We start from the raw sequence: 14,168 nt of genomic DNA, 5'->3' as shown, positions 1-14,168 counted from the left end.
TTGAAAGTATTTATTCACATCGGTCCTCCTAAGACAGGAACTTCTGCCATTCAAAAATGGCTGTCAAATAATACTATTTTTTTAAAAGAGAAAGGTATTTTTTATCCGCAACATGAAACGGATAATAATGGTGTCAGTTCGGGTAATGTACTAAATATCTTTGAGCGTACGGTAGATAAGAAACTTGTTTTATCTCCTCAAAAAGTAGATAGAGTTGTAACTGACTGCGAATCTTCAGGGTGCAAAATTCTATTGCTGTCCTCTGAATTTTTTTTCTTCCAGATAACTGAATTGTTATCTGTTTTTCCTGAAGCTAAATTTATTGCTTATATTCGTTTCCCTCTAGATGTAATAGAGTCTTCGTACAACCAGAGTGTTAAACGACATTCCGAGGTCAAGGCTCTCGGAATTGCCGAAGAGCCACAGGCTTACCATTTACGTCAACTAGAATTAATGTTGGGTAAATTTACCCAAGAATCCTTTCTAATTAGATTTTATTCGAAAAATATTTTTTATAAGGGAGATATTGTTTGCGATTTTCTATCTATATTTGGTATTGAAGTTGAGCCCGAATCTAAGCAGATCGTTGTAAATCCATCATATACTTTTGAATCTCTTGAAGTGAAACGTTGGTTGAATCAATTTTTAATTCCAGAATATCAAGACAGGGTAGACGGTTTCTTACAATCACTAAGTTCTGGAACCACAATATACTCACTTGTTCAGCCTAAAAAGTATGAGTATTTTAAGCAGTTTTTTATTGATAAGTTGGAAAGGTTTTTTGAAGAGTACTCAGTTGATAATAGTCAAGAGTATTTGCTCGAATTAAAGGCGAAAGAACAGAAGCCTTTTATTCCTCAAAACATTAATCCTGATGACTTTCGTGCTGTGATGAACAACTTGGCTAGCTATGATACCGGATTGGTCTACGGTCTAGCCCAACTTGCTAAAAAGCGTTCTAGTTTAGTTGTTAAAAAGTCAGAGTTTATCGATATTATTAGGTCTTGTGTCCCTAAAAAATATTTATATCGTACTGCTTTAAGAGAACGTTATTTCAAGTTTAAATATCACGTCAAGCAGTTGTATATGACCACTACAAGAAAGGCGTCGAGTGATATAAATACTCCTGTTACTGATAGCATGCGTATTCGCCATGCGTTAATGATTAGTAATGAAGTCTCTGATGCAGAGATTTTTCGTGAATTAGCGTTATATTGCGAACAAAATGGCGAAATCCAGTTTGCATTTAGATTGATGAAAGAAGCAAATAATTTAAGACCCAATGGACCTGTGATTACTGCTAAATTGGCGGAATACCAAGAGCAGTTGAATCTACCAACCGATCCAGAGCTAAACAAAAAATGAATCTTATCCAAGATGTGATGCCCTGGTCAAAGAAGCATCTTTCACAATTTCAACGCAAAGACCTGTTAGTATTATTTGAGGTTGATCCTAGCGTAGAGCAAGATCAATCCATTCCCATTACCCACCTGATGGTTCTGATTTATTCTAAAACCCATCAAAATGTGAACCTCAATGACTATCGACAGCGCTACGCGCTTGTAGAATGGTATCTTTCAATTGGGGAAAAATCATTTGCAATTGATCACCTAGTGACGCTACTTGACACTGACAATACTTTCCTAAATAGAGACGAGTTAACCAAGGAAAAAACGGGTGTCAACATTGTTGGTTACGCTAGGTCACTTACTGGTCTTGGTGAAGATGTTAGAACCATTATTCATACAATTGAAAATCTTGGTATACCATTTTGTACTATTTCTCTTAGACATATTTCTGATTCAGCTATTTATTCATGTGTAGTAAATGAAACTTATTTTCCAAGGTACTCCACATCCATTTTTTGTATGAATATTATCGAGTATCAAAAATTTGTTGCTAATTTCGACAATATGGATGCCTTCGGACATATTATTCTTCAAGCGCCCTGGGAATTACCGCGTTTGCCAGTTGAGTTTATTCATGCAGTACAAACAGTAAATGAATTTTGGGCGATTTCTACATTTGTTGAAAGTGCACTAATTGAAGCAAATTTAACGAATGTGTCTCATGTATACCCTGCAATTGAAACGGTGAAAGTACAACCTAACGTTACTCATTTAGTTCAAAAGAAGCCATTTACTTTCCTGTATATCTTTGATGCTGGTTCATACTTAACGCGAAAAAATCCCTTAGGTTTAATTACAGCCTTCCAACGCGCATTTTATAACAATGAAGAGGTGTTGTTGCTGTTGAAAGTCAGCAATGCAAAGAATAATGATGAATATTCCACGCTAAAATCAGCCTGCTCTGCCGATAATAGAATTAAACTAATTGAGCAGCAATTGAATAAACCTGAGCTAACATCGTTGTACAGCAAAGCTGATTGTTATGTCTCACTTCATCGCTCAGAGGGGTTTGGGCGCACTATTGCAGAGGCTGCAATGCATAATTTACCGATTATCGCTACTTCTTGGTCTGGTAGCAATGACATCATACCCCCAAACTCTGAACTGTTAGTTTCCTTTGAGCTGAAGCCTTTAGCAGAAATGGATTACCCATTTTCTAAAGATCAAATTTGGGCTGAACCCAATTTAAATCACGCTTCCGAGCTTATGGCTCAGGTGTATGAAATGAGTGAAAGCGATAGACTTTCTATGGGCGAAGAAAACTGTAAATACGTTTTGTCTAGGTTTTCGCCTGAACGTGCTCAACAGCAAATTTCTTCACTTCTTGAGCCTAGGTTTTCGCCACAAAAGGTAAATGAAAATTGAATCCAAGCAGAGTTTTGAAAAAGTATTTAATGTTATTCATAAAGTTCGCTGTTGGACTCTTTCCTAAAGGTATCAGAGCTTGGTTTAAGCAATCTCCTGTACTCACTTCGTTTTACAGTCGAAGCTTACAAAAATCAGGCTTATTTTATGGTTTTCCTTCTCGTAAAAAATTAGATGCTTTATATACGAAGAACCGTTTAATACAAAATAATTTAATTAGCGATTATAAACGGTTTCAAAGGTGTGAATTTAGCATCGTAATCCTTGTACCTAATGGCAAACAAGGGCTATTGCAGGTTACCTTAGAAAGCCTTAGTAAGTTAGTTGATACAGATTTAAGTGTTTTTATACTGTGCGATGACCGTTATTTAATCGAGTGTAAAAATATTAGCGATAAATATTTGTCGTCTTTTAACAATATAAAATTAGATTCAACTCTTGCATCAAACAAAAATACTTCAGCATTTTTTATGTATTCTGGGGATATATTACACCCATTAATTGGATTTGTTATATTGCATTACGCTGCAAAATATAGTGATATCTTGTATGTCGATACTGATTGTATAGAAAAACAAAAGCATACAAACCCACACATGTTGCCAGACTGGAACCCTGAATTGCAGTTATCTACAGCTTATGTGAATACAGGTGTATGGATTTCAAATATTAAAGTATTACTTGATGATAATTTCAAAGCAAAAATTGAAAGTGTCGCTATTCAAGTAGCTAAATTTGCTTTAACCAATAATATTGAAGTTGGCCATATCCCTCTGGTGCTGTTAAGTCGAGTTAGGAAAGAATCAATTAGCTTAGATAAATTTAGTACATTGCTTTCATCCATTGTAGGGAGCAGTGTAAATATGAGTTTTGATAAATCGACTGAGGTTATTGCTTTACAGTGGCCTATAGATTCAGAGCCATTGGTAAGTCTTATTATTCCAACTAAAAACGGCAAAGATTTAGTGCAAGCATGTATAGAATCTATCTTACATAAAACGAGCTATGTTAACTTTGAAATATTACTAGTTGACAATAATTCTGATGAAATAGAAAGCCTTAATTACTTCGCTGAACTTAATAAGCACCCCAAAATACGCTTGTTAAAGTATCCTCAAGCGTTTAATTATTCGTCAATAAATAACTTTGCAGTAAGTAAAGCAAAAGGTTCTGTTATTGGCTTAATTAATAACGACATAGAAGTCATCTCTGAAAACTGGTTATCGTCAATGTTAGGCTGGGTCTTAAAGGAAGAGATCGGTTGCGTAGGAGCAAAATTGCTATATTCAGACGGTAGAATACAACATGCAGGGGTTGTTCTTGGCTATGGTGGAGGTGCTGGCCATGCACACAAATATTTTCCTAGATACCATCCAGGTTATCTAAAGCGATTAGCTGCGACAGGTAATTATAGTGCGGTTACTGCAGCATGTTTATTAGTTAAAAAAACGGATTATTTGAAAGTGGGGGGCTTAGACGAGTCTTTACAGGTTGCCTTTAACGATGTCGATTTTTGTCTTAAAGTGCTTTCCCTTGGAAAAAGGAATGTATATTGTGCAGAGGCTGAGCTCTATCACTATGAGTCGATTAGTCGAGGGTTCGACGACACACATGAAAAGCGAACTCGGTTTATGCGAGAACTCAATTATTTGCAAACGTCTTGGGCAAATTATATCGAGTATGATCCTGCGTATAATCCAAATTTAACTTTATCTCGCGAAAATTTTGCCATAAAAGAGTATAAAAATTGAAGCGAATCTTAAATAAGTCAGGCGTAAATCGGCTTCTTAATAATATGCGCAGAAGTCTAGACGTTTTGGGCTGTATGTATGTCAAAACGAAATATCCAAAGGAACAAATTAAACCTAAAATAAAGCTAGTAGCAATTGCAAAAGACGAAGCCGCTTACCTAACTGATTGGATTTTTCATCACTTATATTTTGATTTTGATCAGCTTGTCATTTATATCAATAATACGTCAGACAATTCTGATGAAATAGTTAAGAGTTTAAAAAGTTTATCGTCTGTTAAATTTAAAGATGGTGATCCATATTTTGACGATAGGCAACGTTCACCACAAATGGCCATCTATCAAAGAGAACTCAGTTTATCGCGATGGGAAGGGTATTCACACGTGATGTTTTTAGATATTGATGAATTTTACACGCCATCTGATTTTCAATTAAGTATTAAAGGTTTTGTGAGTCAAATGTGGGCGGATGTGTGTTGTTTAGAATGGATCCATAGAATGGATGAAAATAGCCCTTTTCTTGAGCCATTTCAAAGTAAACTTGTTGGGAGACGAGCACAGCAAGTAAAGTCAATTGTATCTACTTCCATATTACCAACAAACGCCAATCCCCATAATATGCTATCTAGTAAATGCCGTTATCAATTGGCAGATGGTACGGAATATAAAGTGAGTCTTGACAATTTTTCGCGAGTTCCAGTAATCGAATTACGAAAAGAAGTGAAACAGGCGTTTATTTTACATCGAATGATACGCAGTGAAATGGAATACATCGCCGCATTAAAACGCGGCAGACCAATGAGTGGAGATAAACAAGGGTCAATTTTCAAAAACAATCGTAGCGGTATTTTTGATAACTCTAAAAATCAAAATATTAATTTACCAAAGGATTTAATTAAACACTATCTATCACAAAAAAGACTATTTATTAGTAAGTATAAACTCGAAGAAAAGATTAAAAAGGGTAAAGAGCTTGTTTTAGAACGGTATATCAGTGTTTTAAATATGATTAGAACGGCTCCTAAATCTGAAAATACCACACTTCAAAAAATACTTAAAAATGTTGAATTGTTGGATGTTGAGGAAGCATATAAAGAGTATTTAAAACACAATTCCAGTGAAAAGTTATAAATTAAATATGCGTTTTAATTATCTGGTATACTGTTTCGCTTTTTTGACATTTAGAATTTTCTTATTATTAGGTAGTGACATCGTTTGACTCGTTCTTATTCATTATTAAGCCATATTGAAAACAAACATATATCAACGACTATAGTTGGTATGGCTGTTTATTCTGGAGACCGTGTTGAATGGTTATCTCGGGCTGTAGAAAGTATTTTGTCGCAAGACGTTGATTTTACATTGGTTATTGTTTTAGATGGTCCCGTAAATAAAGCAATTTTTGAATATTTGATAAAAATAGAATCAGAAAATTCTCATCTAATATTAATCGATAATAAGATTAATTCAGGATTAAGTTGTTGCATGAACTTAATTATCGATCTTTTTGTTAAAAAGACGACTAAGTATTTCCTAAGGATGGATGCCGATGACATTTCAACTAATGATCGAATTCAGAAGCAAATAGAGTTTTTAGATTCTAATCCAAAAATCTCAGTCTTAGGTACAGCTTTAATTGAAATAAATGAATTTGGTAAAGCAGTTGGTAAAAGAAAGTTACCTACTGCCCATCATCAAATTATTCGTATTTTACCCAAACGCTGCGCAATAAATCATCCTACAGTTGCTATTCGTTCAAATGTTCTTTTAGCTGGTCATCGATACAAAGAAATGTTGGCGAACACCCAAGATTACTTTCTGTGGATAGAGTTATGTGCTGCAGGATACAAATTTGCTAATCTTGTAGAGCCTTTGCTGGAATTTCGGCGAGTGAATGATTTTTATAAACGCCGTGGTTTGAGTAAGTCAATTAATGAGTTTAAAGCCCGTTTTTATGCCATGAAAGTATTAAAGCGCTACAGTTTAGGCAATATAGTTTACGCTTGTGCGGTACTCTTTTTACGGCTCATGCCTTCCAAAATTGTAAAATTAGCGTATAAAATAGACCGTTATCTTTTGAATAAGCGGGTTAGACACGAGTGATAGGCGCGACAGTCATTTTATATAAACCGGATATGGGGATCACCCAAGATCTTCTTGAAGCGGTTTTAAAACAAGTTGATGTGGTTTCCATTGTGGATAATTCCCCGGTTGCCACCGAGTTACGTTTCGATAAAACCAATCTGCATTATCATCATTTTCCTAATAATATTGGTATTGCTGCAGCCCATAATGTGGGCTTGCGAGATCTGCGTGCCGCTGGCTGTGAGTATGGCATGTTGCTGGACCAAGACAGCACTATAGATGAAGACTTCGCTTTTAGACTGTCTTCGTTGCTGGTGGCATCTAAGGTGGAAAAGCGACCTGTTGTTGCCATTGGCCCACGTATTATTTGTTCATTTTCTGAAAAAACCGTTAAACCCAGAGTGCAGCGGGAAGTTTTGGTGTATGACGAGATTGTCTGTGTGACCCAAATTATATCCTCGGGCATGATGATTGACTTGTCTCATTTGGAAGCCATTGGTTATAAAGATGAAAGCTTGTTTATTGATGGGGTCGATCACGAGTGGTGCTGGCGGGCGAAACAGCAGAACTTAATGGTGGCGATTGCCGACAAAGTTGAGATGATCCACCGCCTGGGCGACTCCCGCAGCAAATTTGCTGGCATTACTTATAAAGTAGGCAGCCCCGTAAGGTTATATTATCAGTTTCGCAATATTTTGTTGTTATCACGCAGAGGCTATGTGCCTAAATATTGGAAAACTCGCAATTTATGTGTGTTACCCATTCGTTTTTTTGCCAATAGTTTATTACAAGATCGTAAATTAGAACGCCTGAAATTTATGTTGTGCGGTTTATGGGACGGAATTTGTAAAAAAGATGGCGCATTTTCCGACAACTGGTAATACCTTCTGAGTAAAGATCTTTACTCGCTATTTTCTACCTATATTTTTTAATTTTGAAGTTATACACTAACTGCCGTTTGTAATATGAATCACAACATTCGTAGTTTAAAATATTTGCACGATAATTGCTGTCAGAAATACAGCTAATTGATTAAAGGAACTAAAGATAATGAAGGTAACCGTATTTGGTATTGGTTATGTGGGGTTAGTACAAGCAGCTGTATTAGCTGAAGTTGGGCATCAAGTTGTTTGTGTTGATGTTGACCAAAGCAAAGTCGACAACCTTGAGAAAGGAATTATTCCTATTTATGAACCCGGTTTAACACCTTTAGTTAAATCTAATTTTGATGCCGGTAGGGTGGAGTTCACCACCGATGCAGAGGCTGGAGTGAAGCACGGCGATGTAATTTTTATTGCTGTAGGTACGCCGCCCGATGAAGATGGTTCTGCCGATCTTAAATACGTGCTAGCTGTGGCTAAAACCATATCTGAAGCGATGGATCAGCATAAAATTGTAATCAACAAATCTACGGTTCCAGTGGGGACTGCGGATAAAGTCAGAGCAAAAATTACTGACGTACAAGAGTCACTTGGTAAATCAATTACCTTCGATGTGGTTTCTAACCCAGAGTTTTTAAAAGAAGGCGCAGCGGTTAATGATTGCATGCGACCTGACCGTATTATTATCGGTACTGACAGTGTTGGTGCAGAGAAGAAGCTAAGAGAGCTTTATGCACCATTTAACCGCAACCATGACAAAATTATTGTTATGGATATCCGTAGCGCTGAACTAACTAAATATGCAGCGAACTGTATGTTGGCAACTAAAATCAGTTTTATGAATGAAATGGCGAATTTAGCCGAAGTTTTCGGTGCTGACATTGAAAATGTGAGACTAGGTATTGGTTCTGACCCACGAATTGGTTACCAGTTTATTTATCCTGGTTGTGGTTATGGCGGCTCTTGTTTCCCCAAAGATGTGCAAGCGCTCGCTCGTAGTGCAACTGAGGCGGGTTACACAGCTAAAATTCTTGAGTCTGTGGAAGCGGTAAACTACAAACAGAAAGAAAAGCTGTTCGAGTATATCTCTGGGCATTTCAATAATGACTTAAAAGGCAAGACTGCGGCTATTTGGGGATTGTCATTTAAACCTAATACAGATGACATGCGCGAAGCATCCAGCCGCGTTTTAATGGAACATTTATGGGAAGCTGGCGCTAAGGTACAGGCCTACGACCCTGAGGCCATGGAAGAGACTCAGCGTATTTACGGTGTACGTGACGATCTGAGCCTAACTGGCACCAAAGAAGCGGCCCTTAAAGGTGCTGACTTCTTAGTTATCTGCACCGAGTGGCAGGCATTTAGAGCACCTGATTTTGAATTATTAAAACAGTCGCTAACTGAGCCATTATTATTCGATGGACGAAATTTATTTGAACCTAAGCTAATGCAGGAATACGGATTGCATTACTATGCTATAGGTCGTGGATTATCAATAAAGGAACGTTAATATGAGTCAGGTTAAAAAAGCAGTCATTCCAGTTGCAGGACTGGGGACAAGAATGTTACCCGCAACAAAAGCTATTCCAAAGGAAATGCTGCCAGTTGTAGACAAACCACTGATTCAGTATGTGGTAGCGGAGTGTGTCGCCGCGGGTTTGAAAGAAATTATATTGGTGACCCATGCAAGTAAGAACAGCATTGAGAACCATTTTGATACTAGTTTTGAGTTAGAAGCAACACTTGAGAAACGTGTTAAGCGCCAATTGTTAGAAGCGGTGCAAGCTATCTGTCCTAAAGACGTGACTATTATGCACGTACGCCAAGGTGTAGCGAAAGGTTTGGGCCACGCTATCTTGTGTGCTCGTCCAATGATCGGTGATAACCCTTTTGCAGTGGTTTTGCCAGACGTCATCATTGATGATGCTGCTTGTAACCCTAAAAAGGACAACTTAGCCGACATGGTCGCTACCTTTAATACCAGCCAGGTCAGTCAAATTATGGTTGAAGCTGTACCTGAAGAGTTGGTACATAAATACGGCGTGGTTGATTTAGAAGGTAAAGACTTAGGTGAAGGTGAGTCAGCTAAGATACACAGAATGGTAGAAAAGCCACCATTGGAAGAAGCGCCATCTAACTTAGCCGTAGTGGGTCGTTACGTTTTATCTGAAAGTATTTGGGATGAGTTGGAAAAAACTCAGCCTGGTGCGGGTGATGAAATTCAATTAACCGATGCCATAGACACAATGATGGAAAAAGAGCAGGTTGATGCGTATTACATGACGGGTAAGAGCCATGATTGCGGCAGTAAACTTGGTTATATGAAAGCCAACATTGAGTACGGTTTACGCCATGAAGAAATCAAAGATGAGTTTCTTGAGTTCTTAAAAGAAACCATTAAATAGGTGTTAAAACTGCATGAAAGTGGCGCCAATCGGCGCCATTTTTTTATTTTACAGAAACCGAAGTTTTCAGTTTTTCTAACATGCGATCACCAATCCCTTTCACATTGGTAATATCTTCCACACGCTTAAAACTGCCATTGGCTTTTCGATAGGCCACAATATCTTGCGCTTTTTTCGCACCAATACCAGGTAAGGCTTCTAAATCGTTGGCGGTAGCCGTATTCAGATTGATAGGTGTTGCTTGCGCCTGCAATTGGGTTTTCGCAGTGTCCATTTTTTGATTTAAACTTTTAGCATGAAGGGTGAGTGGGCTGCCTGCCAGAAAAACTGCGCAAGCAATAACTAAAGTGGGTAAGAACTTTTTCATATTGAATCTCCGTGTTCATTTTTAATCCGTGAGTGCGTCATTTGCACGATTTAAAATTAGTCCGGCTTTGTTTATATGTAAAGTCTAGTTTTTGGGGGTGCCACATAGTTAGAGGGGGAAAGCGTGTCGAGGAGAGTATTTAAATAATCACTTTTCTAAGCAATTAAAAAAGGCCCTTGAAAAGGACCTTAGCTAGACTCTACTGTTTAGTAGAATATTCAGGTTAGCTTTACGCAGGGTTATTTTTTACGGCGAAGCGCTAATAAACCCATACCTAGTAATAGAATGCCTGCTGGCTCAGGTACGCTAGCCGCTTCTACTGAAGCAAGTGATAAAGCTTGAACGTCGCCAGAGCTGACTTCGGTTAGCCTAATTGAGTTGTTACCACTACAACAGTTTTCAGCCCAAAACAATTCGATTGTGTGGCTACCAATGGCGATGTCGTTCAAATCAACAGAAAATACATCTGAGTTACCCCAATTATATTTCCACCAAAGGTTGTCAGTGCGTTCAGATACTAACGTTCCATCTAAGTAAAGCTCGGCTCCATAACCGGCGTCTAGGCCTGCTTCAAGTGTCCAACTTCCTTCATAGCCCATATTAAATTCAACAGTTAATAAGTTCACGCTATCTTGAGCTGTATTGAAGTTATCAGTAGAGCTAATGCTATTCACTGAAGATGAAGGCAATAAATCGAATGCGGCTTGCAGATCACTGCTATCAAAACTACCAGCAATGTCGCGAGATTCTAGGGTGATGACAGTTGCGTTAACTGATGCGGAAATTACAAAGCTTGCCAATAAGGCAGATTTTAAAAGATTTATCATGACTGCTTCCTATGATACTAAAAATTATTTAAAAACATGATTAAGCACAACTTGTGCCAACATTTAAATTGTTGATTTTAATTGATTTATTTGTGTTTTTGCGAGTGGTCGGATTAGTTGTGTAAAATATTTTGACAGTTCAAAATGAAAAAAGCCGTTACATTATTCAATGCAACGGCTTGTGTAGAGAGCTTCTAAATCTTTTGTTTAAAGTCTATCTAAAACCGCTTGAGTGAAGTCAGTTGTGCCGTGCTCACCACCTAAATCACGTGTGGTGCGATCACCTGATTCGATAACGTCTTTAAGGGCATTACGAATTTTTTCGGCTTTATCACCCATTTGTAAATATTCAAGCATTTGTACTGACGCTAAAATAACTGACGTTGGGTTGGCTAGGTTTTTACCTGCGATATCTGGTGCAGATCCATGAACCGCTTCAAAAATAGCGCAGTCTGAGCCAATGTTAGCCCCAGGAGCCATGCCTAAACCACCGACTAATCCAGCACAAAGATCGGAAAGAATATCGCCAAACAAGTTGGTTGTTACCATTACATCAAATTGATGAGGGTTCATCACCAATTGCATGCAGGCGTTATCCACGATCATTTCTGTTGATTCGATGTCGGGATATTTGTCGGCTATTTCTCTGGCCACTTTTAAAAATAAACCTGAAGTCGATTTTAAGATATTGGCTTTGTGAACGGCGGTTACTTTTTTACGACCTTCGCGACGGGCTAATTCATATGCGAAAGTAATAATGCGCTCAGCGCCTTCACGGGTAATAATACTTTTCGCTTCTGCTTCTGTACCATCATCAGAAACCACTTGTCCTAGGCCCGAGTACATGCCTTCAGTGTTTTCTCTGACGGTAATGATGTCGATGTCTTCATAACGTGCTTTCGTTCCTTTAAAGGACAATACTGGGCGCACGTTTGCGTACATTTGGAACTTTTTACGCAAGCTAACGTTAATGGAGGTAAAGCCTTCGCCTACTGGGGTAGTTAGTGGGCCTTTTAACGCGACTTTATTTTTTTCAATAAGATCTAGAGTCTCTTGAGGTAATAACTCACCGTGGTTTTCCAACGCCATCAAACCTGCATCGGCGAAGTCATACTCAAAGTCGCAGCCAACTTTTTCTAATATTTGGAGGGCCGAATCGACGATATCAGGTCCGATACCATCTCCTTTGATAACGGTAATGCGTTGTTGTGTCATGATCTATTCCTATTTTACACTTTCGAGGGCTGGGGAGTTAGCCGGCGTACAGACTGAATTTAAGGGGCAGATTTATACCATTTTTAGCGCTGATTTTCCATGTATTACGACGATTTCCGCAGTTTTGTTGCTGAATTTACGGATATTAGGGGAGTGCACAGTAACTATGGCTGAGTTGCAGTGAATTGGCTAACAATTCACTAACGTTTTGTTCATTTAATTTAAAAAAGCTTAGGCACTGAGAATAATAATTTTGAGAGGGGTTATTGGCTATCTGTTCACTGAAATAAATTCTTCTGGCTAATAATAAACTCAAGCCAAGGGTCATGATCATGGTTTTAAGTATGGGTTTTTTGGGTAGTTCATCCGATAGCAAACCATTTGCAACAATCGCTTCGGCATACAAAGCAGGTTGTTGCCACGCTTGGCATAACTTTAAACAATGACTGCGCAGTGTCTCAGCATTGCGAAAATCGAACAGACAACGAATATCCTGCTGACGTTCAACACTGAGGCTCCATTTTGTGCGGGTTTTAAGGGCTGGCTGGGTAAATAAACCACTACATGCAAAGCACAATAACGTGGAGGCTTCCTCAGGAGATAAGTGTTTATTCTGAGAACTGAGGTTAGCCGCAATTTGACTGGCTAAGCGTATGAACTGGGTGAAGTTTTGCTGCAATGGAAAGTGACTTTGATTCAACCTTAGCAATAGTGCCTGTTGTATCAGCATGGAGTTTGCTTTCACATACCCATGCATCATTAAGCCATGTTTAACTTGTTGAATGGGCAGTTTATTTCTATTTGAAATTGTCGCGGTTTGTTTTAAATAATCGGCAAAAGCCGGTTCTGAATTGATTTGCAGTGCCAACCTGTCGATATCTACAGCTCCGCTATTTAAGTGCTTTTGTACTTCGAGTAGCAGGGCTGGTGGCTTGTCTAATGGGAAATTTGTTTCTATTGGATCAAAACAATCGCTCTTTTCCAGTTGCCAGTTGATATCCCACCATCGTTGAATTTGACTAAAACCTGATAGAGTTTGTGTAGCGGACACCCGTTGGATGTTGTCACTAAAAACGCGTTTTAGTTGCGGCACGCCAGTGCTATTGGGGTTAATTATCGCTACCAGCACCTTGTCTTCGCAAATACTGAGTATTATTGCCGGATCTTGTTTGTCTAGTTTCACTAGGCTACCGGGGCTAAGTAACGATGGGTATTCTAATAAGCCATCTAGATTGAATGCATAATTTTCCGGCACGGTTTGTATCAGTTGTCGCAGCGCCGCGGAAAAATGCACAGGCTTTTTCGATTGGCATGGCGTTACGCGGGAAGCAAGTTGATGGGCTAATAAGATGATTTGCTGGTTTTTGGTTAAGGTTAATGGCCAGGAACGGCTAGTCTCAAATTTAGAGAATAACCATTTATATGCATGATAGCCGTCCATCCACGTTTGTAAGTGTGCTTTATTCAGAATTTGTAACAGCCGAACGCTTTTACGGTGGTGTGAAGGGCGTTTATTTTCCTCGAAAAACTTTTCCAGATCTTCTTGGCGTTCGCAATACAGTGCTAATAAGCAGCTTAATAACTGTTGGCAGCATAAGTCATTGATGCGTGCTCGATTGCAAATGAGGGCGCAATAGACCAAGCCATTGAATACAAAGTTGTTTAAAAAGCCACTTCTGGATTTATACAATAAGGGTTGGGATACAAAAATGTCAGGGGCGAGTTTAAATGCCCCTAGAAAATGTTCAGATACTTTAACGATCCGTTTGATTTGTTCAGGGCCAACAGGGTTCTGCCGCACTTCATCCAGTACGGTGGAAACCTGCCCAAAGCTTTTTATTAAGCCTTGAGTTGGCATGCTACA

The 14,168-nt window shown here is 38.6% G+C and carries 12 protein-coding genes; 8 read left to right on the top strand and 4 right to left on the bottom strand.

The genetic code is table 11. The features are described 5' to 3' along the window. The 8 genes from Q4574_RS01425 (at position 1) to galU (ending at position 9,895) form a co-directional block, all read left to right on the top strand. Positions 1-1,365, top strand: a complete 1,365-nt coding sequence (locus tag Q4574_RS01425; RefSeq protein WP_303470631.1) for a hypothetical protein — start codon at positions 1-3, stop codon at positions 1,363-1,365. Beyond that, positions 1,362-2,774, top strand: coding sequence for a glycosyltransferase (locus tag Q4574_RS01420; protein ID WP_303470629.1), 1,413 nt, complete (start codon positions 1,362-1,364; stop codon positions 2,772-2,774). The genes Q4574_RS01425 and Q4574_RS01420 overlap by 4 nt, the downstream gene beginning before the upstream one ends. Beyond that, on the top strand, positions 2,771-4,525 hold the full coding sequence (locus tag Q4574_RS01415; RefSeq protein ID WP_368411627.1) for a glycosyltransferase: 1,755 nt from the start codon (positions 2,771-2,773) through the stop codon (positions 4,523-4,525). The genes Q4574_RS01420 and Q4574_RS01415 overlap by 4 nt, the downstream gene beginning before the upstream one ends. Before the next feature lie 44 nt (positions 4,526-4,569). Further along, on the top strand, positions 4,570-5,655 hold the full coding sequence (locus Q4574_RS01410; protein WP_303470627.1) for a glycosyltransferase family 2 protein: 1,086 nt from the start codon (positions 4,570-4,572) through the stop codon (positions 5,653-5,655). Between the two features lie 84 nt (positions 5,656-5,739). Next, positions 5,740-6,627 (top strand): glycosyltransferase, encoded by an 888-nt coding sequence (locus tag Q4574_RS01405; RefSeq protein ID WP_368411626.1) that lies wholly within the window; start codon positions 5,740-5,742, stop codon positions 6,625-6,627. Next, a complete protein-coding gene (locus Q4574_RS01400; protein ID WP_303470625.1) occupies positions 6,624-7,490 on the top strand; it encodes a glycosyltransferase family 2 protein in 867 nt (288 codons plus the stop codon). Before Q4574_RS01405 ends, Q4574_RS01400 begins: the two co-directional genes overlap by 4 nt. Positions 7,491-7,659: 169 nt before the next feature. Next, complete coding sequence (locus Q4574_RS01395; RefSeq protein WP_303470624.1) at positions 7,660-9,000, top strand: UDP-glucose/GDP-mannose dehydrogenase family protein; 1,341 nt, start codon at positions 7,660-7,662, stop codon at positions 8,998-9,000. A 1-nt stretch (position 9,001) separates the two neighbouring features. Continuing rightward, a complete protein-coding gene (gene galU / locus Q4574_RS01390; RefSeq protein ID WP_303470622.1) occupies positions 9,002-9,895 on the top strand; it encodes a UTP--glucose-1-phosphate uridylyltransferase GalU in 894 nt (297 codons plus the stop codon). Positions 9,896-9,938: 43 nt separating this feature from the next. On the opposite strand, the gene Q4574_RS01385 is transcribed toward galU, so the two are convergent. The 4 genes from Q4574_RS01385 to Q4574_RS01370 all read right to left on the bottom strand — a co-directional run bounded on the left by Q4574_RS01385 (position 9,939) and on the right by Q4574_RS01370 (position 14,162). After that, on the bottom strand, positions 9,939-10,262 hold the full coding sequence (locus Q4574_RS01385; protein WP_303470621.1) for a ComEA family DNA-binding protein: 324 nt from the start codon (positions 10,260-10,262) through the stop codon (positions 9,939-9,941). 239 nt (positions 10,263-10,501) lie between these two features. After that, positions 10,502-11,089: a CCXG family PEP-CTERM protein gene (locus Q4574_RS01380; protein ID WP_303470619.1), complete on the bottom strand. Its 588-nt coding sequence runs from the start codon at positions 11,087-11,089 to the stop codon at positions 10,502-10,504. Positions 11,090-11,296: 207 nt separating this feature from the next. After that, entirely contained in the window at positions 11,297-12,304 is a 1,008-nt protein-coding gene (locus tag Q4574_RS01375; RefSeq protein WP_303470616.1) for an isocitrate dehydrogenase, read from the bottom strand. Positions 12,305-12,449: 145 nt separating this feature from the next. Beyond that, positions 12,450-14,162 (bottom strand): hypothetical protein, encoded by a 1,713-nt coding sequence (locus tag Q4574_RS01370; protein WP_303470613.1) that lies wholly within the window; start codon positions 14,160-14,162, stop codon positions 12,450-12,452. Between the last annotated feature and the right edge of the window lie 6 nt (positions 14,163-14,168).

Origin of the sequence: Aliiglaciecola sp. 3_MG-2023 (assembly GCF_030548205.1) — a bacterium.
Classification (GTDB): Bacteria; Pseudomonadota; Gammaproteobacteria; order Enterobacterales; family Alteromonadaceae; genus Aliiglaciecola.
Note: the sequence above shows the minus strand (reverse complement) of the source record. Positions and strands in the feature narration are given on the sequence as shown.